This is a genomic window from Massilia sp. Bi118 (assembly GCF_918697865.1).
In the GTDB taxonomy this organism is placed as follows: domain Bacteria; phylum Pseudomonadota; class Gammaproteobacteria; order Burkholderiales; family Burkholderiaceae_D; genus Telluria.
In genome coordinates this window covers 175,329-199,543 of the sequence record NZ_CAKKMV010000008.1, presented here as the reverse complement: position 1 = coordinate 199,543, position 24,215 = coordinate 175,329, and the positions used below count along the sequence as shown (strand labels likewise).

At 66.3% G+C, this 24,215-nt stretch carries 21 protein-coding genes; 13 read left to right on the top strand and 8 right to left on the bottom strand.

Annotated features, from left to right (window positions below; all coding sequences use genetic code 11):
* Positions 1–8: 8 nt before the first annotated feature.
* Together LQV39_RS13955 and LQV39_RS13950 are read right to left on the bottom strand one after the other, a co-directional pair.
* Complete coding sequence (locus LQV39_RS13955; RefSeq protein WP_230026727.1) at positions 9–2,321, bottom strand: NADP-dependent malic enzyme; 2,313 nt, start codon at positions 2,319–2,321, stop codon at positions 9–11.
* Between the two features lie 138 nt (positions 2,322–2,459).
* Positions 2,460–2,996, bottom strand: a complete 537-nt coding sequence (locus LQV39_RS13950) for a carboxymuconolactone decarboxylase family protein (RefSeq protein WP_230026726.1) — start codon at positions 2,994–2,996, stop codon at positions 2,460–2,462.
* Positions 2,997–3,111: 115 nt separating this feature from the next.
* On the opposite strand from LQV39_RS13950, the gene LQV39_RS13945 reads away from it, so the two are divergent.
* Together LQV39_RS13945 and thiL are read left to right on the top strand one after the other, a co-directional pair.
* Positions 3,112–4,038: an AraC family transcriptional regulator gene (locus LQV39_RS13945; RefSeq protein ID WP_230026725.1), complete on the top strand. Its 927-nt coding sequence runs from the start codon at positions 3,112–3,114 to the stop codon at positions 4,036–4,038.
* Between the two features lie 9 nt (positions 4,039–4,047).
* Positions 4,048–5,022, top strand: a complete 975-nt coding sequence (thiL, locus tag LQV39_RS13940) for a thiamine-phosphate kinase (protein WP_230026724.1) — start codon at positions 4,048–4,050, stop codon at positions 5,020–5,022.
* 136 nt (positions 5,023–5,158) lie between these two features.
* Here the strand turns inward: thiL and LQV39_RS13935 are convergent, their stop codons facing one another.
* The gene (locus tag LQV39_RS13935; protein WP_230026723.1) at positions 5,159–7,735 is read right to left on the bottom strand and encodes an EAL domain-containing protein; all 2,577 of its coding nucleotides are present in this window, start codon (positions 7,733–7,735) and stop codon (positions 5,159–5,161) included.
* A 10-nt stretch (positions 7,736–7,745) separates the two neighbouring features.
* On the bottom strand, positions 7,746–9,779 hold the full coding sequence (locus tag LQV39_RS13930; protein ID WP_230026722.1) for an ATP-binding protein: 2,034 nt from the start codon (positions 9,777–9,779) through the stop codon (positions 7,746–7,748).
* A 242-nt stretch (positions 9,780–10,021) separates the two neighbouring features.
* On the opposite strand from LQV39_RS13930, the gene LQV39_RS13925 reads away from it, so the two are divergent.
* The 7 genes from LQV39_RS13925 to LQV39_RS13895 all read left to right on the top strand — a co-directional run bounded on the left by LQV39_RS13925 (position 10,022) and on the right by LQV39_RS13895 (position 16,265).
* Positions 10,022–10,504, top strand: coding sequence for a CinA family protein (locus LQV39_RS13925; RefSeq protein WP_230026721.1), 483 nt, complete (start codon positions 10,022–10,024; stop codon positions 10,502–10,504).
* A gap of 5 nt (positions 10,505–10,509) precedes the next feature.
* Positions 10,510–11,409: a metallophosphoesterase gene (locus tag LQV39_RS13920; protein ID WP_230026720.1), complete on the top strand. Its 900-nt coding sequence runs from the start codon at positions 10,510–10,512 to the stop codon at positions 11,407–11,409.
* A 20-nt stretch (positions 11,410–11,429) separates the two neighbouring features.
* A complete protein-coding gene (locus LQV39_RS13915; RefSeq protein WP_230026719.1) occupies positions 11,430–14,234 on the top strand; it encodes a pitrilysin family protein in 2,805 nt (934 codons plus the stop codon).
* Positions 14,235–14,243: 9 nt separating this feature from the next.
* On the top strand, positions 14,244–14,603 hold the full coding sequence (locus LQV39_RS13910) for a ribonuclease E inhibitor RraB (RefSeq protein ID WP_230026718.1): 360 nt from the start codon (positions 14,244–14,246) through the stop codon (positions 14,601–14,603).
* Between the two features lie 21 nt (positions 14,604–14,624).
* Positions 14,625–14,843, top strand: coding sequence for a hypothetical protein (locus tag LQV39_RS13905; protein WP_230026717.1), 219 nt, complete (start codon positions 14,625–14,627; stop codon positions 14,841–14,843).
* An 82-nt stretch (positions 14,844–14,925) separates the two neighbouring features.
* The gene (locus LQV39_RS13900) at positions 14,926–15,249 is read left to right on the top strand and encodes a helix-turn-helix transcriptional regulator (protein ID WP_230026716.1); all 324 of its coding nucleotides are present in this window, start codon (positions 14,926–14,928) and stop codon (positions 15,247–15,249) included.
* Positions 15,246–16,265: a cation diffusion facilitator family transporter gene (locus LQV39_RS13895; RefSeq protein WP_230026712.1), complete on the top strand. Its 1,020-nt coding sequence runs from the start codon at positions 15,246–15,248 to the stop codon at positions 16,263–16,265. The genes LQV39_RS13900 and LQV39_RS13895 overlap by 4 nt, the downstream gene beginning before the upstream one ends.
* A gap of 59 nt (positions 16,266–16,324) precedes the next feature.
* On the opposite strand, the gene cysK is transcribed toward LQV39_RS13895, so the two are convergent.
* The 3 genes from cysK to tcdA all read right to left on the bottom strand — a co-directional run bounded on the left by cysK (position 16,325) and on the right by tcdA (position 18,873).
* Positions 16,325–17,257 carry a cysteine synthase A gene (gene cysK / locus LQV39_RS13890; RefSeq protein WP_230026710.1) on the bottom strand — a complete coding sequence of 311 codons (933 nt, stop codon included), beginning with the start codon at positions 17,255–17,257 and terminating at the stop codon, positions 16,325–16,327.
* A 155-nt stretch (positions 17,258–17,412) separates the two neighbouring features.
* The gene (locus LQV39_RS13885) at positions 17,413–17,925 is read right to left on the bottom strand and encodes an FKBP-type peptidyl-prolyl cis-trans isomerase (RefSeq protein WP_230026708.1); all 513 of its coding nucleotides are present in this window, start codon (positions 17,923–17,925) and stop codon (positions 17,413–17,415) included.
* A 33-nt stretch (positions 17,926–17,958) separates the two neighbouring features.
* On the bottom strand, positions 17,959–18,873 hold the full coding sequence (gene tcdA / locus LQV39_RS13880; RefSeq protein ID WP_230026705.1) for a tRNA cyclic N6-threonylcarbamoyladenosine(37) synthase TcdA: 915 nt from the start codon (positions 18,871–18,873) through the stop codon (positions 17,959–17,961).
* 99 nt (positions 18,874–18,972) lie between these two features.
* Here tcdA and pdxH point away from each other — a divergent pair, with 99 nt between their 5' ends.
* Both pdxH and LQV39_RS13870 read left to right on the top strand, forming a co-directional pair.
* Complete coding sequence (gene pdxH / locus LQV39_RS13875; RefSeq protein WP_230026703.1) at positions 18,973–20,220, top strand: pyridoxamine 5'-phosphate oxidase; 1,248 nt, start codon at positions 18,973–18,975, stop codon at positions 20,218–20,220.
* A gap of 54 nt (positions 20,221–20,274) precedes the next feature.
* The gene (locus LQV39_RS13870; RefSeq protein WP_230026817.1) at positions 20,275–21,522 is read left to right on the top strand and encodes a cyclopropane-fatty-acyl-phospholipid synthase family protein; all 1,248 of its coding nucleotides are present in this window, start codon (positions 20,275–20,277) and stop codon (positions 21,520–21,522) included.
* Positions 21,523–21,527: 5 nt separating this feature from the next.
* Here the strand turns inward: LQV39_RS13870 and msrA are convergent, their stop codons facing one another.
* Positions 21,528–22,067, bottom strand: coding sequence for a peptide-methionine (S)-S-oxide reductase MsrA (gene msrA / locus LQV39_RS13865; protein WP_230026701.1), 540 nt, complete (start codon positions 22,065–22,067; stop codon positions 21,528–21,530).
* Between the two features lie 118 nt (positions 22,068–22,185).
* Between msrA and LQV39_RS13860 the strand changes: the two genes are divergently transcribed.
* Positions 22,186–22,704, top strand: a complete 519-nt coding sequence (locus tag LQV39_RS13860) for a flavin reductase family protein (protein ID WP_230026699.1) — start codon at positions 22,186–22,188, stop codon at positions 22,702–22,704.
* 237 nt (positions 22,705–22,941) lie between these two features.
* On the top strand, positions 22,942–24,135 hold the full coding sequence (locus LQV39_RS13855) for an acyl-CoA dehydrogenase (protein WP_230026697.1): 1,194 nt from the start codon (positions 22,942–22,944) through the stop codon (positions 24,133–24,135).
* The last annotated feature ends 80 nt before the right edge of the window (positions 24,136–24,215 follow it).

Below are 24,215 nucleotides of genomic sequence, written 5' to 3'. Positions count from 1 at the left end.
GTTAAATATTAGCGCGCCGAAACCGCGTCCACCACGCACAGCGCCGTCATGTTGACGATCCGTCGCACCGTCGCCGACGGCGTCAGGATGTGCACCGGACGCGCGCAGCCCAGCAGCACCGGGCCGACGGCGATGCCGTTACCGGCCGCGGTCTTGAGCAGGTTATAGGCGATGTTGGCGGCATCGATGTTCGGCATGACCACCAGGTTGGCGTCGCCCTTCAGCGTCGACTGCGGCATGATCTTCGCGCGCAGCTTCGAATCCAGGGCGGCGTCGCCGTGCATCTCGCCGTCGACTTCCAGGTTCGGCGCCTTCTTCTGCACCAGGGCCAGCGCGGCGCGCATCTTCTGCGCCGATTCGCTGTTCGAGGTGCCGAAGTTCGAGTGCGACAGCAGCGCCGCGCGCGGGGTGATGCCGAAGCGCTCCAGCTCCTCGGCGGCCATGATCGTGATCTCGGCCAGTTCTTCCGCGGTCGGGTTCTCGTTGACGTGGGTGTCGACCATCGCCAGCTGGCGTTCCTCGGTGATCACGAAGTTCATCGCCGCGTACACGTTGGCGCCCGGACGCAGGCCCAGCACCTTGTCGATGAATTCCAGGTGGGCGTGGGTGGTGCCGTAGGTGCCGCAGATCATGCCGTCGGCGTCGCCCTTGTGGACCATCATCGCGCCGATGAGGGTATGGCGGCGGCGCATCGCTAGCTTGGCCATGTCCACGGTCACGCCCTTGCGCATCACCATCTGGTGGTAGGTCTGCCAGTAGTCGCGGTAGCGCTCGTCGAAGTCCGGGTTGATGACGTCGAAGTGCTGGCCGGCCTTCAGGCGCAGGCCGAACTTCTCGATGCGTTTTTCCAGCACCGCCGGGCGGCCGACCAGGATCGGGCGCGCCAGCTTTTCGTCGACCACCACCTGCACCGCGCGCAGCACGCGCTCGTCCTCGCCTTCCGCGTAGACGATGCGCTTGAGCTCCGGCGGGGTGCTCTTGGCGACCTGGAACAGCGGCTTCATGAAGGAACCGCTGCGGTACACGAACTGCTCCAGGCTCTCGGCGTAGGCGGCCAGGTCCGGGATCGGACGGGTGGCAACGCCGCCTTCCATCGCGGCCTTCGCCACCGCCGGCGCGATGTGGGTCAGCAGGCGCGGGTCGAAGGGCATCGGGATCAGGTATTCCGGCCCGAAGGACAGGTTCGCGATGCCATAGGCCGAAGCCACGATGTCCGACTGCTCGGCGTGCGCCAGGTCGGCGATCGCATGCACCACCGCGATTTCCATCTCGCGCGTGATGGTGCTCGCGCCGCAGTCCAGCGCGCCGCGGAACATGTAGGGGAAGCAGAGGACGTTGTTGACCTGGTTCGGGTAATCCGAACGGCCGGTGGCGATGATCACGTCGCTGCGCACGGCCTTGGCGTCTTCCGGCAGGATTTCCGGATTCGGGTTGGCCAGCGCCAGGATCAGCGGATTCGCGGCCATGGTCGCGACCATTTCCGGCTTCAGCACGCCGCCGGCGGACAGGCCCAGGAAGATGTCGGCGCCGGGGATGATGTCAGACAGGCTGCGGTGCGGCGTGTCCTGTGCGAAGCGCTCCTTGTCCGGGTCCATCAGCTCGGTGCGGCCCTTGTAGACCACGCCGGCCAGGTCGGTGACGTAAATATTCTCGATCGGGAAGCCGAGGTCGACGATCAGGTCGAGGCAGGCCAGCGCCGCGGCGCCCGCGCCCGACACCACCAGCTTGCACTGTTTGAGGTCCTTGCCGACCACCTTCAGGCCGTTCAGGATGGCGGCGCCGACGATGATCGCGGTGCCGTGCTGGTCGTCGTGGAAGACCGGGATCTTCATCCGCTCGCGGAGTTTACGCTCGATGTAGAAGCACTCCGGCGCCTTGATGTCCTCGAGGTTGACGCCGCCGAAGGTCGGTTCCAGCGCAGCGATCACGTCGATCAGCTTGTCGGGGTCGTTCTCGTTGATCTCGATGTCGAAGACGTCGATACCGGCGAACTTCTTGAACAGCACACCCTTGCCTTCCATGACCGGCTTCGAGGCCAGCGGGCCGATATTGCCCAGGCCGAGGACGGCGGTGCCGTTCGAGATGACGGCGACCAGGTTGCCGCGCGCCGTGTATTTATAGGAGTTGGCCGGATCCTTGACGATCTCTTCGCAGGGAGCCGCCACGCCCGGCGAATACGCCAGCGCCAGGTCGCGCTGGTTCAGCAGCTGCTTGGTGGCGGTGACGGAAATCTTGCCGGGGCGGGGAATCTGGTGGTATTCAAGCGCTGCAGCACGCAGTTGTTGGCGTAGTTCTTCTTTTTTGTCGATTGACGAATCCATGCTATGCAGGCCTTCCTGTACTGAACTGACTGGGGGCTTACGATTTTATCAGAGTGAATACTCTAATCGTGTACGTATTTTTACCAACAGCAGTACGGACAGGCCGGCGCCCGCTGCCGGGGCCGGCCTTTATCCCCTTCAGCGAGGGGCCGCCGGGAAGTCGACGGCGGTGTCGTGCACCCGATTGACTAGGTTGGTAAACGTGATGCTGGTGATCGCGAACAGGGTGTCGATCACCTGGGCGTCGCTGAAACCGGCGCCGCGGAAAGCATCCACCACTTCCTGCGCAACCGTGCCGCGGGTCGTGACCACCGAGTGCACGAAGCCGGCCAGGGCGTCCAGGCGCGCGTCAGGCGTGGCGCCGCCCTTGCGTGCCGCCAGCATCGCTTCCGGCGACAGGCCCGCCATTTTCCCTATCAGGGTATGCGCCGCCAGGCAGTAATCGCAGCCGGCGGCTTCGCTGACGGCCAGCTTGATTACCTCGATCTCCTTTTTCGCCAGGCTGCTCGCGGCCAGGGCAGCGTCGAAATTCAGGATCGCTTCCAGCGCCACCGGGCTGTTGCTGCCGATGGCGTCATAGGCGTTCGGGACCTTGCCCAGCTTGGCCTTGAGGCCGGCGAAGAGTTCGGCGCTGCGGCCGCTGGCATTGGCGCCCAGGGTGGTCAGACGGTTCATGCTGTGTTCCTTTCTTTCGTGGTTGGTATGGAACACAGTCTAGGCCGATAGCACCAGACAATGAATGCGCGAATGCTGCGATAATTTGCTCATTCGTCTCATTCACACAAGCCCCATGGATACGCTCAGCCGCCTGCTCTCGCTGTACACGGTACGCACCTCGCTCGATATCCGCTGCGAACTGGGCGCGCCCTGGATTCTCGAGGAACCGGCTGCCCTGCCCGGGGAAGCGTCCTTCCATTTGATTGCCGAAGGCAGCGCGCGGGTCGAAGCGTCCGGCATCGACGCCCTCGAACTCGGCGCCGGCGACGTGGTCGTCTTCCCCGGCGGCAGCGCGCACCGCCTGCTGGCCGGCGCGCCGGACGATGCCGTCCCGGTGATCGACCTGCCGTCCGCCGGCAGCTTGCGCCTGAAGGGCAATCCCGGCGCCGGCACTGCAGGCGCCGCCATCCTGTGCGGCCGCTTCCTGTTCGACGATGGCGCGCGGCGGGCCTTGTTGCCAGCCCTGCCGCCGGTGATGGTGGTGCGCGGCCGAAACGGCGATGCAGCCGGCCTGCCGGCGCTGGTCCGGATCCTGCAGCAGGAAACCGCGGCGGCGCGGCCCGGCGCCCAGGCCGTGGTGGCGCAGCTGTCCGGCGCCCTGTTCGCGCTGCTGATGCGGGCCTGGCTGGAACAGAACGCCACCACACCCGGGCTGTTCGCGGTGCTGGCCGACCGCCGCCTGGGCAAGGCCATGCAGCGCATGCTCGACACACCGGAGCAGCCGTGGCGGGTCGAAGACCTGGCGCGCGACTGCCATATGTCGCGCGCCACCTTCGCGCGCCTGTTCTCGCAGCTGTGCGGCATGGCGCCGCTGGAGGCCCTGACCCGGCTGCGCATGGCCGGCGCGGCGCGCGCCCTGGCGCGGGATGGACGCGCGGTCGGCGACATCGCCCTGGCTGCCGGCTATCAGTCCGAGGCCGCCTTCCACCGCGTCTTCAAGCGCCACTACGGCGTTGGCCCCGGCGCATGGCGGCGCGCGCAAGGCGAACGGCCGGATTAGAATCGCGGGATGCTCTCCGAATTCGACCTCATCAAACAATACTTCACCCGCCCCGGCCACAGCGATCCGTCCGGCCGCACCGTGCTCGGCGTCGGCGACGATTGCGCCCTGCTGGCGCCCACGCCCGGCCTGCAGCTGGCCGTCTCGTCGGACATGCTGGTCGAGGGCCGGCACTTCCTGGCCGGCGCCGACCCCTTCGCTCTCGGCCATAAATCCCTGGCCGTCAACCTGTCCGACCTGGCGGCCATGGGCGCCGCGCCGCTCGGCTTCACCCTGGCGCTGGCCCTGCCTGCCGCCGACGCGGCCTGGCTGGAGGGCTTTTCGCGCGGCCTGTTCGCGCTGGCCGATGCGCACGGCTGCGAACTGGTAGGCGGCGACACCACCAGGGGCCCGCTGAACATCTGCATCACCATCTTCGGCGAGCTGGCGCCCGGCAGCGCGCTGCGGCGCGATGCGGCGCAGGTTGGCGACGACATCTGGATTTCCGGGACGCTGGGCGATGCCCGTCTGGCGCTGGCCTCCTGCCTGAGCGAACTCAAGCTCGATCCGGAAGATGCAGCGCTTGCGGCGCCGCGCCTGCATGCGCCTTCGCCGCGCGTGGCCCTGGGCCGGCTGCTGGCCGAGGGACGGCTGGCGCACGCGGCGCTGGACATCTCGGACGGCCTGGTGGGTGACCTTGGGCACATCCTGGCGGCGTCGAAAGTGGGCGCGGTGCTTGACGTCGATGCGCTGCCGGCGGGGCCGGCGCTGGCGCGCCAGTCCCTCGAGCTGCGGCGGCGCTTCATGGCGGCGGGTGGGGATGATTATGAGTTGTGCTTTACGGCGCCGGCCACAAACCGGGAGGCGATCGTGGCGGCTGGGGAGCAGTCAGGGACAGCCGTGACGCGGGTGGGCCGGATCGAGGCGGAGCCGGGATTGCGCTTGGTCGATGGCGGTGGCGCTGCGCTTGCATTGCGCCTGCGGGGCTGGGACCACTTCGTCTAACCCGTCATTCCCGCGCAGGCGGGAATCCAAGCTTGCATGAGCTAACGCTACGCAAGCAGAACTTGGGGAAAAAAGCGCCAATGGCGCTTTTTTCGCCTGCGCGGGAACGACGGGGTTCGCGGGAACGACGTGGAAGTTACGCCGCCCTTTCATCCCGCGGCTTCTTCCGGTCATCGAACGGCCCATGCGTCAGCCAGTACTGCCGGAACGCCAGCCGCACATTGTCGCGCAACTCGTTGTCGTTCCAGGGCTTGGTATAGAAGCGGTAGATGGCGCCGCGGTTGATCGAGTCGAGCACCGTGTCCACGCCGGTATAGCCGGACAGGATGATGCGGATGGTGTCCGGGTACATCTCCTTCACCTTGCTCAGGAACTCGATGCCGCTCATGACCGGCATGCGCTGGTCGCACAGGATCACCTGCACGTGGTACAGCGCCAGCAGCTCGAAGCCCTCGGCCGGCGTGGCCGCCGTCAGCACCCGGTAGTTATCGCGCCGGAACAGGCGGTGCAGGGCCGCCAGCACGTCGACGTCGTCGTCCACCACCAGCATGGTCTGGACGTTGCGGTCGTCGGCCGCCGGGCGGGTCGGCTGCGAGCGGTTCTCCAGCACGAAGGCGCCCAGCTCCACGGGCGGCAGCGCGCGCGAGAAGTGGAAGCCCTGGATCTCGTCGCAGAAGTGGCGGCGCAGCAGGGCCATCTGGGCGCGCGACTCGACGCCCTCGGCAATCACCTGCATGTGCAGGCTGTGCGCCATGCTGATGATCGCCAGCGCGATCGCGGCATCGTCCGGGTTGGTCGTGATGTCGCGCACGAAGGCGATGTCGATCTTCAGCTTGTCGATCGGGAAGCGCTTCAGGTAAGCCAGGCTCGAATAGCCGGTGCCGAAGTCGTCGATCGCGATGCGGATGCCGAGCGCCTTCAGGCTTTCCAGCACCTGGATCGTGTGCTCGAAGTTCGACATCAGCGCGCTCTCGGTCAGCTCCAGCTCCAGCAGGCCCGGCTCGACATGGTGCCTGGCCAGCGCCCTGCGGATGTCGCCTTCCAGGTCGCCCTCGACGAACTGGCGGCTGGAGACATTCACCGCGATCCGCACGTCGCGCACGCCCTGCTTGTTCCAGGCGGCGATCTGGCGGCAGGCCTCGTCGATGATCCAGGCGCCGGCCCGCACCACCATGCCGTTTTCCTCCATGACCGGCACGAACTCGGCCGGGTAGACCAGGCCGAAGCCGGGACGGCGCCAGCGCAGCAGAGCCTCGACCCCGCTGACGCGCCCCGTGTTCAGGTCCAGCTTGGGCTGGTAGTGCAGCTCGAACTGGTTGCCGTCGATGGCGCCGCGCAGCGCCAGCTCGAGGTCCAGGCGCGCCAGCACCTGCACGTTCATGCCCTGGGTGAAGAAGCGGTAGCCGTCGCGCCCGGCCTCGCGGGCGCGCACCATCGCCACGTCGGCGTACTTGACCAGGGTGCCCGGATCGACGGCGTCGTCCGGGTACATGGCGATGCCGATGCTGGCCGTCAGCGCGGCCTGTTGTCCATTTAAGTCGAACGGTGGGCGCAGCGCCTCGCGGACTTCGTTGGCGACGCTCGCCGCCTCCTCTTCCTTGTCCTCGGGCTTGGTGGTGAGGATCAGCGCGAACTCGTCGCCGCCCAGGCGTCCAAGGCTGTCGCGGTGGTGCAGCGAGCGCACCAGGCGCGTGCTGAACTGGCGCAGCAGCTCGTCGCCCAGCGCCGGGCCGAGCGAATCGTTGATGACCTTGAAGCGGTCGAGGGTGATGAACAGCACAGCGATGCGCCAGTTCTTGTCCTGGGCCAGTTCGATGGTGTCGCGCAGGGTCTGGAAGAACAGGGTGCGGTTCGGCAGGCCGGTCAGGCTGTCGTAATTCGAGATGTGCTTCAGGCGCTGGGCCGCGTGAATGCGCTCGCTGATGTCGCGCGCCACGGCGATCAGCATGCGCATGTGGTCCAGCTGCTGCAGCTGCCAGCTGATCTCGACCGGCACCGCGCCCTGCCCGTCGGCGCGCAGCAGCTCGGTCTCGACGATGTCGTGCTCGCGCGGCAGGGACGCATCGTCGGTATAGCGCTCGAGCTGGGCCCGTTCGGCCAGGCCCAGCGCCACCGGGTCGATGCGCAGCAGCGCCTCGCGCGAAAATCCCAGCATGCGGCAGGCGCCGTCGCTGACGTCGAGCATCGCCATGTTGCGCGCGTCGACCAGGAAGATGGCGTCGGCGGTGGCGTCCATCGCGCCGCGGAAGCGCTGCAGCTCGGCGGTGCGCTCCCTCACCTTGCGCTCCATGCGCACGCCGTAGTCGCGCGACTCCTGGTGGAACAGGCGGACTTCCAGCAGGTTGCGGATGCGGGTCAGCACCTCGACCGTGTCGAAAGGCTTGCCGATGAAGTCGCGCGCCCCGGCCTCGAGGGCGGCCAGCTTCTTGTCCGGCTCGGCCGTCACCACCAGCACCGGCAGCCAGGATTCGAGTTCCATCGGCTTCAATGCCTCCATGACCTGGAAGCCGTCCATGTGCGGCATCTGCAGGTCGAGGATGATCAGGTCGTAGCGGTGCTGCAGGTGCAGCGATGCCACCTGGCGCGGGTCGGTGGTACTCGAGACGTTTTCGTAGCCGGTGGTCTTGAGCAGGAATTCAAGCAGTTGCACGTTCACCGGTTCGTCGTCGACGACGAGGATGCGCGCACGCCGGATATCCGAGGGCGAAATCATATGGCTGACCTCATGGGGCTGTCCTTTCTTCCGCGGCGCGCTGGGCCAGCACGCCGTCGATGGCCTCATTGAATTGTTCGATGTCGATGGGCTTGGTGAGATAGCGGTTGAAGCCTGCCGACAGGCCGCGCTCGATATCGCGCGGCATGGCGTTGGCGGTCAGGGCGAGCACCGGAATGTGCGCCGTGTCCGGGTCGCGCCGCAGCTGGGCCAGCACCTCGAAGCCGCTCATGCCGGGCAGGTTCAGGTCCAGCAGGATGATGGCCGGGCGCTCCATGTGCGCCAGCGCCAGCCCGGCATGGCCGTCCGGCGCGCTCAGGAGGCGCAGGTCGGTGCGGAAGGAAAGGATCTCCTGCACCAGCCGCAGGTTGGCCGGATTGTCCTCGATGTACAGGATGGTGCGCGGGGCGTCGCCGCTGGGCGCGGCCGCGGCCTGGCCGCCATCGCTTTCCGCCGGCGCCGCCAGCTGCACCAGCGGCGCGGCAGCCGACAGCTCGATCCAGAAGGTACTGCCCACGCCCGGGGTGCTGGTGACGCCGATCTCGCCCTTCATCATTTCGACCAGGCGCCGGGTGAAGACCAGGCCGATGCCGGTGCCCTCCTGCGTGCCGTTTTCCTGCCCGAGCCGGTTGAAAGGCTGGAACAGCGCTGCCACCTGGTCCGGGCGCAGGCCCATGCCGGAGTCAACCACCGCCAGGCGCAGCCGGTCCGGCCCGCACGCCGTGCATTCCACCACGACTTCCCCGCCCTCGCGGTTGTACTTGACCGCATTCGACAGGAGATTCAGCAGCACCTGCTTCAGGCGCGTGCGGTCGGCCTGCACCAGGGCCGCGGCGTTGTCGGGGAAGCGCACGCGGATGCCGCGCGCGGCCGCCTGCGGCGCGATCATGGTCTGGCATTCCGCCAGCACCTCGGCCAGGCCCACCGGCTCCATCGACAGGGTCAGCGCGCCCGCCTCGACCTTGGCCAGGTCGAGGATCTCGTTGATGAGCGTGAGCAGGTGGCGGCCCGATTTCAGGATGTGGCCGGAGAACTCCTTCTTCTGCTCCGGCGTGGTGGGCAGGTTGTCGGCGGCCAGGATCTGGGCGAAGCCGAGGATGGCGTTGAGCGGCGTGCGCAGCTCGTGACTCATCGAGGACAGGAAGGCCGACTTGGCCTGGTTGGCGTTGCGCGCCTCCTCGATCGCCAGCTCCAGCTCGGAGTTGGCCAGCTCGAGCTGCATGGTGCGCTCGTGCACGCGCTCCTCGAGTTCGGAATTCAGGCGCATCACTTCCTGCTGCGCGAGGGCGCGCTCGAGAGCCTCGCGCGCGATCTCGCGGTTCGAGCCTTCCAGCGCCAGGGTACGCTGCTCGATCTCGGTCAGCATCGCATTGAAGGAATCGACCAGGGCCGCCGCTTCGTCTTCGCTGATGCGCGGCGCGCGGCGCGAATAGTCGCGTTTCTCCACCACCTCGCGCGCGATGGTGGTGATGGCGTCGATCGGGGTCGTGATCGTGTGGCCCAGGCGGCGCACCAGCAGCCAGGCGACCAGCAATGCCAGCAGGGTGGTGCCGATGCAGATCAAGAGGTAGTCGCGCACCCGGCCCATGAGCTGGTTGGTGGAGCGCAGGTAGACGGTGCCCAGCTTGTCTTCGTTCTCGACGATGGGTTTATAGAGCACCAGTTCGTCGCCGTCCCTGATATAGCTTTTACCGGAATGGCCGATCTTGCCGGGATGCGCCGGGAAGGCGCTGTCCTCGCCCGGCGCCAGGTAGGACGCGAACAGGGCGCCGTTGGCGTCGTAGATGGCGGCCGCGCGCACGGTCGGTCGCGAGCGCAGCATGGCCAGGTTCTCGCGCGCCAGGCGCGGGTCGTCGAACGACAGCGCGGCCGAGGTCATGTGGCCAACCAGCTCGGCCTGGGTCGAGAGGTCGTTCAGCAATGCACGCTGGTAGCCGCGCAGGTCGTAGGCAACCACGGTGCCGACCGACACCGCCAGTGCCGCCAGCGTGGTCGACATCACGATCGTGACCAGCTTGGTGCGGATCGAGCGCTGGCCGATCATGCCGCCTCGGCCATGCGCGAACATTCGAACGGCATGTCATTCCTACATCGGTAAAAAGAGACTACCGGAGAGCTGCCCGGCAGGCGTGCAGAATAGCAGCAGGTTTTCGAATGATGTCGCACGGCACGACATCGGTAATTACATCATGTCCGTTGCGTGTTTTTTGGTTAAGGTTTTTAGCGCACACGGACCGAGGCGCGCTAGAATGGTCCGGCGCAGCATCAACATAAGGGAGTGGAGCGATGGAGAACGATATTCTTGAACTTGCGGCCAAAGTCGGCAAGCTGCTCGAAACGAAAAACCTGCTGCTGGCCACCGCCGAGTCCTGTACCGGCGGCGGCGTATCCCAGGCCATCACCGAGATCCCCGGCTCGACCGGCTGGTTCGAGTGCGGCTTCGTCACCTATTCGAACGCTTCCAAGACCGAGATGCTGGACGTGCCGGCCGCGCTGATCGCGCAGTTCGGCTCCGTCAGCGTGGAAGTGGCCGGCGCAATGGCCGAGGGCGCGGTCGCCAACAGCAATGCCGACGTCGCCGTGTCCACCACCGGCATCGCCGGCCCGACCGGCGCGGTGCCGGGCAAGCCGGTCGGCACCGTCTGCTTCGCCTGGTCGAAAGGCAGCACCACTTATACCGAGCGCCTGGTGTTCCAGGGCGACCGCCGCGCCGTGCGCGAGCAGACGGTGGCGCACGCGCTGAGCGGGCTGCTGCGCTTCCTCGAGTAAGGAGGATGCCGGCGCTTGCGACACGCCTGGCCGTGGCGGCCGGCGGCCTGCTGCTGGCCGCATCCGCCTTCGCCGGCGCCGGCAATGGCATCACCGTCTACGCGGCCGGCGACATCGCCCGCTGCGCCTACAAGGACCCGGCATATTCGGGCGCGGCCGACACCGCGCGCACCGTCGCCGCCGGCCTTGCCGCCGACCCGGCAGCGGTGGTCCTGATGCTGGGCGACGCGACCTACCCGCACGGCAGGACGAAGGAATTCACCGACTGCTACGACCCGACCTGGGGCAAATTCAAGGACCGCACCTGGCCGGCGCCCGGCAACCACGAGTACTACACGCCGCAAGCCGCGCCCTATTTCGCATACTTTGGCGAGCGCGCCGGGCGCGGTTACTACAGTCTCGACTTGAAAGGCTGGCACCTCGTTTCCCTCGACAGCAACCTGGCCCCGATCGAGCACGCCGCCCAGATCGAATGGCTGCGCGCCGACCTGGCGGCGCACCCGTCGCGCTGCACGCTGGCCTTCTGGCACCACCCGCTGTACAGCTCCGGCGGGCATGGCAGCATCCCCAAGATGCGTGAGGCATGGCGCCTGCTGCAGGAGGCCGGCGCGGAGCTGGTGCTGTCCGGCCACGACCACGACTACGAGCGCTTCGCGCCGCAGGACGCCGACAACCATCTCGACAAGGCGCGCGGCATGCGCCAGTTCGTGGTCGGCACCGGCGGCGCCTATCCGACGCCCTTCCTGCTCACGGTGCGCAACAGCGAGATGCGCGACAGCGGCCGCACCGGCGTGCTGAAATTGCGCCTGCTGGACGGCCGCTACGAATGGGAATTCCTGGAATCCGCCCGCCTCACGCCGCTCGGGCTGCCCGAGCCCGACCGCGGCGCCGATACCTGTCACTGAACGCTTCATACGGAGTCCACATGATTGTCCGTCTGCCCTTGTTGACTTCCCTGATGCTGGCGCTGGCCCTCGCCGCCGGTTCCGCGCCCGCCCAGAACCCGCTGCCGGCGCCCGCCCTGCCCCAGGTCGCGTTCGAAAAAACCACGCTGCCCAACGGCTTGGAACTGATCCTGATCGAGGACCACCGCCTGCCCATCGTCGCCGTGAACATCTGGTACCACGTGGGCCCGGCCAACGAGGCGCCGGGGCTGACCGGCTTCGCCCACCTGTTCGAGCACATGATGTTCGCCGGCACCCGGCACCTGCCGCGCGGCCTGGCCGACCGCCTGCTGGAAGGCGCCGGCGCCACCGACAGCAACGGCAGCACCGACTACGACCGCACCAATTACTACGACACCGTACCCACCAACCAGCTGGAGCTGGCGCTGTGGGTGCATGCCGACCGCATGGGCTACCTGCTCGACGTGCTCGACCAGACCTCGCTGTCGAACCAGCAGGACGTGGTGCGCAACGAGCGCCGCCAGAGCGTCGAGAACCGCCCCTACGGCATCGTCGAAGAGGCGATGAACCACGCGCTGTTCCCGAAGACCCACCCGTACTACGCCTCGGTGATCGGCTCGCACGCGGATATTCAGAACGCGAAACTGGCCGACGTGCGCGACTTTTTCACCCGCTACTACGGCCCGAACAACGCCAGCATCGTGATCGCCGGCGACATCGACAAGGCGAAAACACGCGCCCTGGTGGCGAAGTACTTCGGCACCTTCAAGCGCAGTGCGCCGGTGGCCAAACCGGCCGTGGAGACGCCGCCGATCACACGCGAGCGCCGCCTGACGGTGGCCGACCGCATCGAACTGCCGCGCGTCTACATGGCCTGGCTGACGCCGCCCGCCTACCAGCCGGGCGACGCCGAGCTGGCGGTGACGGCCCAGATCCTCGCCGGCGGCAAGGCCGGGCGTTTATATAAATCGCTGGTCTACGAGCGCCAGATCGCCCAGGACACGGCGGCGGCGCAGAACTCGAACGCCCTGACGTCCACCTTCGTGATCGACGTCACCGCGCGCCCCGGCCATGAAGCGGACGAACTGGCCGGCGCCGTCGACGCCGAGCTGAAGGCGCTGCGCGACAGCGGCCCGCTTGAGGCGGAAGTCGAACGCGCCCGCAACACCATCGAGACCGCGATGCTGACCTCGATCGAGAAGCTGGGCGGCGCGGGCCTGGCCAACCAGGTCAACCAGTACAACCAGTACACCGGCGACCCGGGCTTCCTCCCGAAGGACATTGCGCGCCTGCGCCGCGTGAGCGCCGCCGACGTGCAACGCGTGGCGCGCAGCTACCTGCAGCCGAATGCGCGCGTGGTGGTGGCGGCCGTGCCGGGCAAGCCGGAGCTGGGCCCGGACCCGAAGGCGTTGCCGGTGAAAGCCCTCAGGACGGCTGCAGCCGCCGGCATCAACCGCGATGAAGCCTGGCGCCGCCAGCCGCCGAAGCCCGGACCGGCGCCGAAGTTCACGCTGCCGCAAGGCGAAAGCTTCCAGCTGCCGAACGGCCTGCGCGTGATCCACCATTACAACCCTGCGCTGCCGCTGGTGGCCGCCGAGCTGGTGGTGAAAAGCGGCTCCGACGCCAACCCGGACGATGCGCCCGGCCTGTCCGGCTTCACCGCCCAGATGCTGCAGGAAGGGACGGCCACCCGCAGCGCGCCGCAAATCGCCGACGAGATCGCGCAGCTGGGCGCCTTCCTCGGCAGCGGCAGCAGCACGGATGCGTCGACGGTCTCGCTGCTGTCGCTGAAGTCGACCTTCGCGCAGGCGCTGGACGTGCTGGCCGACGTGGTCCAGCACCCGGCCTTCCCCACCGCCGAAGTCGAGCGCCAGCGCGCCGCGCGCATGGGCGCCCTGACCCAGCAGCGCGACAACCCGGAGCAGGTGGCGGCCGTCGCCAGTGCCGGCGCACTGTACGGCCCCAGGCACCCCTACGGCTATGGCCAGCTCGGCACCGAGCAGGCGATCCGCGCCGTCACCCGCGACGACCTCTATCAGTTCTGGCGCCGCCACTACGTGCCGGCCAACGCGGCGCTGATCGTCTCCGGCGACATCACCCTCGATGACTTGCGCGCGCTGGCGACGGCCCGCTTCGGCGGCTGGCCGCGGGTCCTGCCGTCGCCGGTGCTGGTGGGCGACGCCGAGGGCACGAAAGCGCGCCTGGTCACGGTCGACAAGCCGGGCGCCCCGCAAACCGCGCTGCGCGTGACCCAGCTGGCGGCCAACCGCAAGACCCCGGACTATCCGGCGCTGCAGGTGATGAACGCGGCGCTCGGCGGGCTGTTCTCCAGCCGCATCAACCTCAACCTGCGCGAGGACAAGGGCTACAGCTACGGCGTGTTCTCGGGCTTCCGCTACGACCGCACGCCGGGGCCTTTCGTCATCGCCGGCAGCGTGCGCACCGATGTCACTGGGGCGTCTATCTCCGAGATATTCAGGGAGCTGCGTGGCGTTCGCACGCAGCCGCTGCCGGCCGCCGAGCTGGCGGGCGCGCGCGATTCGCAGGTGTATTCGCTGCCGGGGCAGTTCGAGACCAACTCCACCATCGTCGCGAGCCTGGCCGAACCGTATCTGTTCGACCTGCCGGCCGACTACTGGCAGACCCTGCCCGAGCAGTTCCGGCGCGTGAGTGCGGCGCAGGTGCAGGCGGCGGCGAACAAATATCTGGCGCCGGAGCGGATGAAAGTGATTGCCGTCGGCGACAAGGCGAAGGTGCTGCCGCAGTTGAAGAATCTCGGGCTGGGGATGGCGGAGGTTCGGGATGCGGATGGTCAGCTGCCTTAAGGTGTACACATGGTTACGCTCCCAATGCTCGAGGAATTTTTTGCGGAAACCCGGCGCACCCATGCTTCCGGGCGCGCCAACTGGAACATCGGCGACGAGTGCCGATGGTCCTACTTTTTCATCGACCGCGATCGTGAGAAGCTGCTGCCGATTGCAGCGCATCTAGCGCCGTCGGGTTACGAATTTATCGGCACGCTCGATCCGGATGAAGCCGCCGACAATCCGGTTTTTTATTTGCGCATGGATCGTGTCGAAACCCATACGCCGGCCTCCCTGGACGAGCGCAATCAGCTGCTCTACGCTATTGCGGCGCGGTTTGGCGTCCTGAACTACGACGGTTTCGACGTCGGCGCGGTTGACGGACCTTGACGCTGAACGATGGGAGTGAACATGTCGAAAACGCTTGCCCGCGCCACCTTCAAAGTCATCCTGCCCGGCCTGGCCGCAGGCGGGCTTTGCGGCGCGGCCGCCGGCGCCGGTCTGGTCGATCGCGGCTGGGCAGTAGCCGCTGCGATCGGCGTCGCACTCTTCACGGGACTGTCCGTGCTGCGCATCCGACGCCGATTCAAGGCAGGCATGACTGCCGCGCCGGCACAGAGCGATATCTAAGCGCGCAGCCAGCCACAACACAAGAACTTGCACCGCCCGGCGCTTTGCGCTTAACATGTGAACAGTTCTTCACATGTTAAGCATGAGCACCCCACACGACTTCGACTACCTGGTCGACGAACTTGCCGACCTCTTTCACCTGCTGGGCGACCCGACCCGGCTGCGCATCGTGCTGGCCTGCCTGGCGCAGCCGATCGCGGTGGGCGACATCGCGGCCAGTTTGGAACTGTCCAGCTCCCTGGTGAGCCACCATCTGCGCCTGCTGCGTGCGGCGCGCATCGTCAAGGCCGAGCGCCAGGGCAAGCAGGTGTTCTACACCGCCGCCGACGCCCACATCAGCGGGCTGCTCGCCAACATGTTCGAACACCTCGCAGAACCTGACTCACCCAACGGAATAGACGCATGAGCCTTCACCACCATCACGACCACGGACATGGCCATGGCCACGGACATCACCACCCCGCCCCGGCCGACGCCGGCCGCGCCTTCGTGCTGGCCATCGTCCTGAATGCGGCCTTCGTCGCCATCGAATTCGTCTACGGCTTCATCGCCAATTCGACCGCGCTGATGGCCGACGCCGGCCACAACCTGTCCGACGTGCTGGGCCTGGTGCTGGCCTGGGGTGCCGCCCTGCTGGCGAAGACCGCGCCGACGCGCCGCTTCACCTATGGCTTGCGCGGGACCTCGATCCTGGCGGCGCTGTTCAACGCCCTGCTGCTGATGGTGGCTTGCGGCGCCATCGCCTGGGAGGCGGTGCTGCGCTTCGCCCATCCGCAGGAAGTGGCCGGCACCACGGTGTCGATCGTGGCCGGCATCGGCGTGCTGATCAACGGTTTCTCGGCCTGGCTGTTCATGGCCGGCAGCAAGGACGACATCAACGTGCGCGGCGCCTACCTGCACATGGCGGCCGACGCCGCGCTGTCGCTGGGTGTGGTGATCGCCGGCCTGGTGGTGATGTCGACCGGCTGGACCTGGCTCGACCCGGCGGTCAGCCTGGTGATCGTGGTGATCATCGTGGCCGGCACCTGGTCGCTCATGAAAGAGTCGCTGCAGATGGTGCTGGCGGGCGTGCCGGCCAGCGTCGATGCGACCCAGGTCACGGCCTTCCTGGCCGCGCAGACCGGCGTCACCGAGGTGCACGACGTCCACATCTGGGCGATGAGCACCACCGAGACCGCGCTCACCGCCCACCTGGTGATGCCGGGCGGGTATCCGGGCGATGCCGTCATCGACGACATCGTCGGACACCTGCGCGAGGATTTTGCGATCCACCATTGCACGCTGCAGGTGGAACAGGGGACGACGAAGCACAGCAGCTGTGCGCTGCATGGGGCGCATGAGCACGATCACGATCATGACCACGGCCATGATCATGGCCACAGCCAAGATCACGGCCACGCCCATCCGGGCCACGCACATTGAACGTTGATTCGTGGGCACGTTCGTGTTGAGGCCCCCGGCCTCAACACCCCACGCAAAGATCAGCCGGCCAAGTTGGCGTACAAGGCCGTACTGAGATACCGCTCCCCAAACGACGGAATGATCGTCACGATCATCTTCCCCGCATTCTCCGGCCGCTTCGCCACCTGCACCGCGGCCCACAACGCCGCTCCCGACGAAATCCCGACCAGCAGGCCCTCCTCCCGCGCGGCCGCGCGCGCGAACTCGAAGGCATCCTCGTTCTTCACGGTGATGACCTCGTCGTAGCTTTTCGTATTCAGCACTGCCGGGATGAAGCCGGCGCCGAGGCCCTGGATCGGGTGCGGGCCCTTGGTGCCCTTCGAAAGCATCGGCGAGGCTTCCGGCTCCACGGCGATCGCCTGGAAGCCGGGCTTGCGTTCCTTGATGACTTCGGCCACGCCGGTAATGGTGCCGCCGGTGCCGACGCCGGCCACGAGGATGTCGACCTTGCCGTCGGTGTCGCGCCAGATTTCCTCGGCCGTCGTGCGGCGGTGGACTTCCGGGTTGGCGGGATTGTTGAACTGCTGCGGCATGAAGCACTTCGGATCCGAGGCGACGATTTCCTCGGCGCGGCGGATCGCGCCCAGCATGCCTTCGGGGCCGGGCGTCAGGACCAGCTCGGCGCCGTAGGCGCGCAGCAGCATGCGGCGCTCGCTGCTCATGGTCTCGGGCATGATGAGGCGGCAGCGGTAGCCGCGCGCCGCGCAGACCATCGCCAGCGCGATGCCGGTGTTGCCGCTGGTGGGTTCGACGATGATGGTGTCGGGGCCGATCTTGCCGGCCTGCTCGGCGGCCTCGATCATGGCCCAGCCGATCCGGTCCTTGACGCTGTGGGCCGGGTTGTAGAACTCGAGCTTGGCGAGAATGTCCGCGCCGGCGCCCTGTGACAGGCGCCGGATGCGCACCAGTGGAGTATTACCGATCAGTTCAGTAACGTCGTTCGCGATGCGCATTGAGAACCCCCGCCTTGTTAAGTTGTCATTTGACCCGTAAGCGCCCAAAACCTGCTGCGCGTCGCATTTCGGGGCTGCGATGCTCGATGTACGATTGTACATCTGCGCTTCTCGCCCCGAACTGCTTCCGCTCGCGACGGTTTTGGACGCTTACTTTACTTTACGTCCAGCAGTTCCACGTCGAAGATGAGATCGGAATCCGGCGGAATGCCGCCCGGTCCGGGCGAGCCGCGCTTGCCATAGGCCAGGTCGCTCGGGATGATCAGGGTGCGCTTGCCACCCACCTTCATGCCGACCACGCCCTGCTCCCAGCCCTTGATGACGCGGCCGGCGCCGAGTTGGAAATCGAGCGGGCTGCGGCCGGCGTCCAGCGAGGAATCGAACTTGCGGCCGCGCTGCTTTTTGGCCATGGGTTTGTAGAACCAGCCCGTGTAGTTGACGAAGACGGTGCTGCCGACCGTGGCTTCCTTGCCCTTGCCGACGACGGTGTCGATGACCTGGATCTGTGGGGCGGTGGACTGGACGGCCGGCTGGGCCGCCTGCTCGGTGGTCTGCTGGGCGCTGTCCGGGGTGACGGCCGCGGTCTGGGCCGGGGTCTGGGTGGAGTCCTGGGCGCCGGCGGTGGTGGCCGCCAGCAGCAGGCTCAGAAAGGCGATGCGACGAATCATTGGGCCTCTTTCATGGATCAGTAAAAACTGAACCTATGATAACAAGGCCACCTCTGCTTGCCCAGCATCGTTGGCGGCAGGCGCCGCGATATGCACGGGTGCCACGACCGGCGCGACGACGGCATGCGCCGCCTCCGCCATCTTGCGCAGCATATGCCCCGCGGCGACCATGCCGAAAGTCGCGGTCACCACCATGCTCGAGCCGAAGCCCGCGCAATTCAGGCCGGTGATGCTGTTGGCATCGATCTCGCAGGCATCGCCCGCTTCCGGATAGCGCAGCGGCTCCATCGAGAACACGGCGTCGATGTGGTACTTGTGCTTTTCGCCCTTGGCAAAACCGTATTGGGCGCGCAGGATCTTGCGCACCTTCTTCAGCAGCGGCTCCTGCTCGGTGCGGGCGAGGTCGCGCACCTCGATTTTCGTGGGATCTAGCTGGCCGCCGGCGCCGCCGATCACGATCAGCGGAATCGCATGGTCGCGGCAGTGGGCGATCAGGGCCGCCTTGGCCTTGACGCTGTCGATGGCGTCGAACACGTAGTCGTATTTGCCGGGCGCGACCATCTGCGGGATGTTGTCCAGGTCGATGAACTCCTCGATCAGCTCGACTTCGCAGTACGGATTGATCAGCGCGATGCGCTGTTTCAGCGCCTCGATCTTGGGCATGCCGATGGTCGTCGACAGCGCCTGGATCTGACGGTTGATGTTGGATTCGGCCACGTTGTCGAGGTCGATCAGCGTGAGTTTGCCGATCGCGCTGCGGGCCAGGGCCTCGACGATCCAGGAGCCGACGCCGCCCACGCCGATGACGCAAACGTGCGCCTTGCGGAAGCGTTCCAGTGCACGCTCGCCGTAGAGACGGGCGATGCCGCCGAAGCGGCGTTCGAAGTCGACTTCGTCATCGAAGTCCGCGCCAGCCGGCGCAAGCAAGGAAGAAGGAAGTGTCGTCATGATCCCGCCATTTTACCGGACGGAATCCCCGTCCTTGCTCTAAAATAACTTTCAGTCAATCAAATTTTGCGGTCGATTCCCTCGTCCGCAACAGCCACCATGAACGAGCTTCTTCCCGACACCGCCCCCGATTTCGACCAGCCGGTCGCCGTGCTCAAGCATTGCCACGGCCGCATCCGCAAGCAGCTGGCGACCCTGGAAAAACTGCTGGCCCACCTGCCAGAACATGGCGCCGACCAGCAGGCGCGCCAGGCCGCCGCTGCCGTGCTGCGCTACTTCGAAAAGGCCGCCCACCTGCACCACGAGGACGAGGAGCAGGACCTGATCCCGATGCTGCGCGCCGTCGCCCGGGGCGAGGACGCCGCCACCCTGCAGGCGCTGGCGCCGGTGATCCTGCAGGACCACAAGGACATGGACGCGATGTGGCAAGACCTGCACGAGCAGCTGGCGGCCATCGCGGATGGTTCTGGCGCCCAGCTCTCCAGCAGCACGGTGCAGCGCTTCAGCCAGCGTTATCTCAACCATATGGAGCGCGAAGAAAGCACGATGGCCCCAATGGCGCTGCGCCTGTTTGATGCACAGCAGATGAAGCAGCTGGGCCGGGCCATGCAGCGCCGCCGCGGCATCGAGCCGGCGGCTTCGGCAGGCGTGCCGGATGTGGCGATGCCGGGCGGCAGTGTGGCCGCAACGCCGACCACTGTCTCGGTAGGCGAACGCGTGGCTGACCTGCGCAAGGACTATGGCCAGGCCAGCCTCGACGAAAAAGACGTCGCCGACGACCCGGTCCAGCAGTTCACCCGCTGGTTCGAGGAAGCCCTGAAGGCCGAGGTCAACGAGCCGAATGCGATGGGCGTGTCGACCGTCGACGAGCGCGGCCGGCCGAGCTCGCGCATCGTGCTGATCAAGCAGTTCGACGAGCGCGGTTTCACCTGGTACACGAACTATGATAGCCAGAAGGGAAAACAATTGAACGGCAATGCATTTGCATCTCTGCTATTCTTTTGGAGTGAACTTGAACGGCAAGTGCGAATCGAAGGAAAGGTCGAGCGTACCTCAGCCGAGGAAAGCGATAAATACTTCAACAGCCGGCCGCTGAAGAGCCGGCTGTCGGCGATTGCGTCCCAACAGAGCGCGCCGATCGCCAGCCGCGCAGATCTCGAACACAACTACGAGGACGTTGCGCGACAGGTTGGAGAAACGCCCCAGCGGCCAGACAACTGGGGCGGGTTTCGACTGGTGCCGGAACGGATCGAGTTCTGGCAGGGGCGGCGTTCACGCTTCCACGACCGTGTCGTGTACACGCGTCAGGATGACGGCAGCTGGACGCGGCAGCGTTTGCAACCGTAAGGGGCTTCACGGCCGCGAAGGTCGGCGATGCCCCGTCAGCCGGAGGGGTATCGCGTGTTCGACCAGATCAAGTTATCCGCCTGGACCGCAGGCATTCGTGACAAATACAAGCTGCCGCTGCGCGTGGAACTATGGAACGGCGAGCAGGTCGACCTCTCATCCGAGCAACCGCGCGTCACCATCCGCGTGCCGGGCCCCGGCAGCCTGCACTACCTGCTGTCGCCGACCCTCGGCAACCTGGGCGAAGCCTATGTCGAAGGCGCGCTCGAGATCGAGGGTAGCGCGGCCGACATGATCCAGATCGGCAATTCCCTGGCCGAATCGACCGGCAAGCCGGCCCGTCACAGCCGGATGGCCAGCGCCCTGCGCATGGTCTCGCCGCACACGCGCGAAAAGGACGCCGAGGCGATCCGCTACCACTACGACGTCTCCAACGCCTTCTACAAGGAATTCCTCGATCCGGGCATGGTGTATTCGTGCGCCTACTTCGAGACCGGCGACGAAGACCTTGCCACCGCGCAGACCAAAAAGATCGACCACATCCTCACCAAGATCGGCGTGCAGCCGGGCCATACCCTGCTCGACATCGGCTGCGGCTGGGGCGCGCTGGTGCTGCGGGCGGCGCAGAAATTCGGCGCCCGTTGCGTCGGCGTGACGCTGTCGCAGAACCAGTTCGAACTGGCGCGCGAACGGGTGGCGCGGGCCGGGCTGCAGGACCGCATCGAGATTCGCTTGCAGGATTACCGCGACGTCGCCGGCGAATTCGATCGCATCACCAGCGTCGGCATGTTCGAGCACGTGGGCGTGCAGCACCTGTCCGAGTACTTCGGCCGCATCAACCAACTGCTGGCGCCGGGCGGCGTGGCGATGAACCACGGCATCACGACCACCGACGTCGAACAGCGCGCCAGCCCCTGGGGCGGCGGCGAATTCATTGACCGCTACGTGTTCCCGCACGGCGAACTGGCCCACCTGTCCACCGTGATCCGCACCATGCAGGAAGGCGGGCTCGAAGTGCGCGACGTCGAAAACCTGCGCCGCCACTATGCGCGCACCTGCGCGATCTGGACCGACAATTTCGAGACCAACGCCGCGCGCATCCGCCAGCTGGCCGACCCCAAGACCTTCCGCATCTGGCACGTGTACCTGGCCGGCTGCGCCTATGCCTTCGCGCACGACTGGATCAGCCTGTACCAGATCGTGTGCGGGAAGGCGGGGCAGGATCCGGCGCAGATGCCGTGGTCGCGGCGGTACATGTATGACGGCAGCGGTGCGGTCGATTTGTTATCGACGCGACATTGAAATGATCATTTCATCCGGTCCGCAAACATCTTGCGAAACTTCGCCACCTTCGGCGCCACCACGAAAGCGCAGTAACCCTGCAGCGGATGCTGCGCAAAATAGTTCTGGTGGTAGTCCTCGGCCTTGTGCCAGGTTTCTTCCGGCAGCACCTGGGTGACGATGGGCGCGTCCCACACCGCCGCCATCTCCGCCATCACCTTGCGCGCCATCGCATCCTGTTCCGGCGACGTGGTGAAGATGACGGAGCGGTACTGGGTGCCGACGTCGTTGCCCTGTCGGTTCAGGGTGGTCGGGTCGTGGATGGTGAAGAAGATCTCGAGGATGTCGCGGTAGGAAATGACGCTCGGATCGAACTCCAGGCGCACGACTTCCGCGTGTCCGGTAGTGCCGGCGCACACTTGTTCATAGGTCGGGTTGGCGGCGGCGCCGCCCATGTAGCCGGATTCGACGCGGGTCACGCCGCGCGCTTCCAGGTACACCGCTTCCAGGCACCAGAAACAGCCGCCGCCCAGGATTGCCACGTCGCTTGCCGATTGCTGGCTCATACGATGTCCTTGGGAGGGTTGTTATCGATTCCTTCACTGTAACCGAAAGCGCACGCCCATGCATTTCCCAGGTGAAGCGGCTCCAGGCAGCCGGGCCGTTGGTGGCATAATGGCGTAGATGAACACCAGCTCTCCCCGCTCCATCGAGCGCGGTTTCGATTCCGCGCATTTCCGCCAGGCCCTGTCCCAGTTTGCGACGGGCGTCACCGTCATTACCACCCGCCTGGCCGACGGCAGTTTCCGCGGGTTGACCGCCAGTTCCTTCAACTCCGTCTCACTGGAACCGCCGCTGGTGCTGTGGAGCCTTTCCGACAAGGCCAACAGCCTGCCCATCTTCACCGGCAACTCGCATTACGTGATCAACGTGCTGTCCGCCGGCCAGGAAGAACTGGCGCGCCGCTTCTCCCGCCGCGGCGCCGATCCCTTCGCCAGCACCGACTACGAACTCTCGCGCACCGGCCAGCCCATCCTGAAGGGCGTGACCGCCTGGTTCGAATGCCACAACCGCAGCCGCTACCCGGAAGGCGACCATGTGATCTTCGTCGGCGAAGTCGAAGAATGCGCCGTGCATCCGCAGCCGGCCCTGATCTTCCACGGCGGCCAGTTCGGTATAACAGGGGTCAGACCCCGGTCTTGATTGCCTGGGGTCTGACCCCGGTGCTCAGTGGCGGCGCTAGGGGTCAGAGCCCGGTGTTGATTGCTTGGGCTCTGACCCCGGTTTTCAGCCCGCTGCCCAAACCGCAGTGACGAAAATGAAAATAACTGTCGCCATTTCAAAAGCCGCCAGCACCCGCGATTCCTATAATGCCTAGACTCGGGCGGCGCCAGACCGCCCCACGTCCAACAAGATTCTTCTGAGACAGGAGTCCCGTGCATGAGCCGTTCCGATTCGCCCCGCAAAGCCCAATTTCACTGGGATGACCCGCTGCTGCTGAACCAGCAGCTGACTGATGAAGAGCGCATGGTGCGCGACGCCGCCGCGGCGTATTGCCAGGACAAGCTCAGGCCCCGCGTCCTCGAAGCCTTCCGCCACGAGACCATGGACGTGTCCATCTTCCGCGAAATGGGCGAACTCGGCCTGCTGGGCCCGACCATTCCGGAACAGTACGGCGGCCCCGGCCTGAATTACGTCAGCTACGGCCTGATCGCGCGCGAAGTCGAGCGCGTCGATTCCGGCTACCGCTCGATGATGAGCGTGCAGTCCTCGCTGGTGATGGTGCCGATCCATGAATTCGGCAATGAAGAGACCAAGCAGAAATACCTGCCGAAACTGGCCACCGGCGAATGGATCGGCTGCTTCGGCCTGACCGAGCCGAACCACGGCTCCGACCCGGCGTCGATGGTCACCCGCGCGCGCAAGGTCGACGGCGGCTACTCGCTGAGCGGCTCGAAGATGTGGATCACCAACTCGCCGGTCGCCGACGTGTTCGTGGTCTGGGCCAAGGACGACGAAGGCGCGATCCGCGGCTTCGTGCTCGAGAAGGGCTGGAAAGGCCTGTCCGCTCCCGCCATCCACGGCAAGTTCGGCCTGCGCGCCTCGGTCACCGGCGAAATCGTCATGGACGAAGTGTTCTGCCCGGAAGAAAACGCCTTCCCGGAGGTGCGCGGCCTGAAGGGCCCGTTCACCTGCCTGAACTCGGCCCGCTACGGCATCGCCTGGGGTGCGCTGGGCGCGGCGGAAGACTGCTGGCACACCGCGCGCCAGTATGTGCTGGACCGCAAGCAGTTCGGCAAGCCGCTCGCCGCGAATCAGCTGGTGCAAAAGAAACTGGCCGACATGCAGACCGAGATCACGCTGGGCCTGCAGGGCTGCCTGCGCCTGGGCCGCATGAAAGACGAAGGCACGGCGGCGGTCGAGATCACCTCGATCATGAAGCGCAATTCCTGCGGCAAGTCGCTGGACATCGCCCGCACCGCGCGCGATATGCTCGGCGGTAACGGCATCTCGGACGAGTTCGGCATCATCCGTCACATGGTCAACCTCGAGGTGGTCAACACCTACGAAGGCACGCACGACATCCACGCCCTGATCCTGGGCCGTGCGCAAACCGGCATCGCGGCCTTCTAAGCCAGGCTGCCCCACGAAAACCCGCCGCCGTGCGGGTTTTTTTATGCCCGCATGTCGCGATCGTTCTATATTGCAGGGAA

What these genes read in the sequence shown, in the direction of transcription:
- LQV39_RS13955 (WP_230026727.1), bottom strand. Translation starts at nt 2,321, where the DNA reads ATGGATTCGTCAATCGACAAAAAAGAAGAACTACGCCAACAACTGCGT.
- LQV39_RS13950 (WP_230026726.1), bottom strand. Translation starts at nt 2,996, where the DNA reads ATGAACCGTCTGACCACCCTGGGCGCCAATGCCAGCGGCCGCAGCGCC.
- LQV39_RS13945 (WP_230026725.1), top strand. Translation starts at nt 3,112, where the DNA reads ATGGATACGCTCAGCCGCCTGCTCTCGCTGTACACGGTACGCACCTCG.
- thiL (WP_230026724.1), top strand. Translation starts at nt 4,048, where the DNA reads ATGCTCTCCGAATTCGACCTCATCAAACAATACTTCACCCGCCCCGGC.
- LQV39_RS13935 (WP_230026723.1), bottom strand. Translation starts at nt 7,735, where the DNA reads ATGATTTCGCCCTCGGATATCCGGCGTGCGCGCATCCTCGTCGTCGAC.
- LQV39_RS13930 (WP_230026722.1), bottom strand. Translation starts at nt 9,779, where the DNA reads ATGATCGGCCAGCGCTCGATCCGCACCAAGCTGGTCACGATCGTGATG.
- LQV39_RS13925 (WP_230026721.1), top strand. Translation starts at nt 10,022, where the DNA reads ATGGAGAACGATATTCTTGAACTTGCGGCCAAAGTCGGCAAGCTGCTC.
- LQV39_RS13920 (WP_230026720.1), top strand. Translation starts at nt 10,510, where the DNA reads ATGCCGGCGCTTGCGACACGCCTGGCCGTGGCGGCCGGCGGCCTGCTG.
- LQV39_RS13915 (WP_230026719.1), top strand. Translation starts at nt 11,430, where the DNA reads ATGATTGTCCGTCTGCCCTTGTTGACTTCCCTGATGCTGGCGCTGGCC.
- LQV39_RS13910 (WP_230026718.1), top strand. Translation starts at nt 14,244, where the DNA reads ATGGTTACGCTCCCAATGCTCGAGGAATTTTTTGCGGAAACCCGGCGC.
- LQV39_RS13905 (WP_230026717.1), top strand. Translation starts at nt 14,625, where the DNA reads ATGTCGAAAACGCTTGCCCGCGCCACCTTCAAAGTCATCCTGCCCGGC.
- LQV39_RS13900 (WP_230026716.1), top strand. Translation starts at nt 14,926, where the DNA reads ATGAGCACCCCACACGACTTCGACTACCTGGTCGACGAACTTGCCGAC.
- LQV39_RS13895 (WP_230026712.1), top strand. Translation starts at nt 15,246, where the DNA reads ATGAGCCTTCACCACCATCACGACCACGGACATGGCCATGGCCACGGA.
- cysK (WP_230026710.1), bottom strand. Translation starts at nt 17,257, where the DNA reads ATGCGCATCGCGAACGACGTTACTGAACTGATCGGTAATACTCCACTG.
- LQV39_RS13885 (WP_230026708.1), bottom strand. Translation starts at nt 17,925, where the DNA reads ATGATTCGTCGCATCGCCTTTCTGAGCCTGCTGCTGGCGGCCACCACC.
- tcdA (WP_230026705.1), bottom strand. Translation starts at nt 18,873, where the DNA reads ATGACGACACTTCCTTCTTCCTTGCTTGCGCCGGCTGGCGCGGACTTC.
- pdxH (WP_230026703.1), top strand. Translation starts at nt 18,973, where the DNA reads ATGAACGAGCTTCTTCCCGACACCGCCCCCGATTTCGACCAGCCGGTC.
- msrA (WP_230026701.1), bottom strand. Translation starts at nt 22,067, where the DNA reads ATGAGCCAGCAATCGGCAAGCGACGTGGCAATCCTGGGCGGCGGCTGT.
- LQV39_RS13860 (WP_230026699.1), top strand. Translation starts at nt 22,186, where the DNA reads ATGAACACCAGCTCTCCCCGCTCCATCGAGCGCGGTTTCGATTCCGCG.
- LQV39_RS13855 (WP_230026697.1), top strand. Translation starts at nt 22,942, where the DNA reads ATGAGCCGTTCCGATTCGCCCCGCAAAGCCCAATTTCACTGGGATGAC.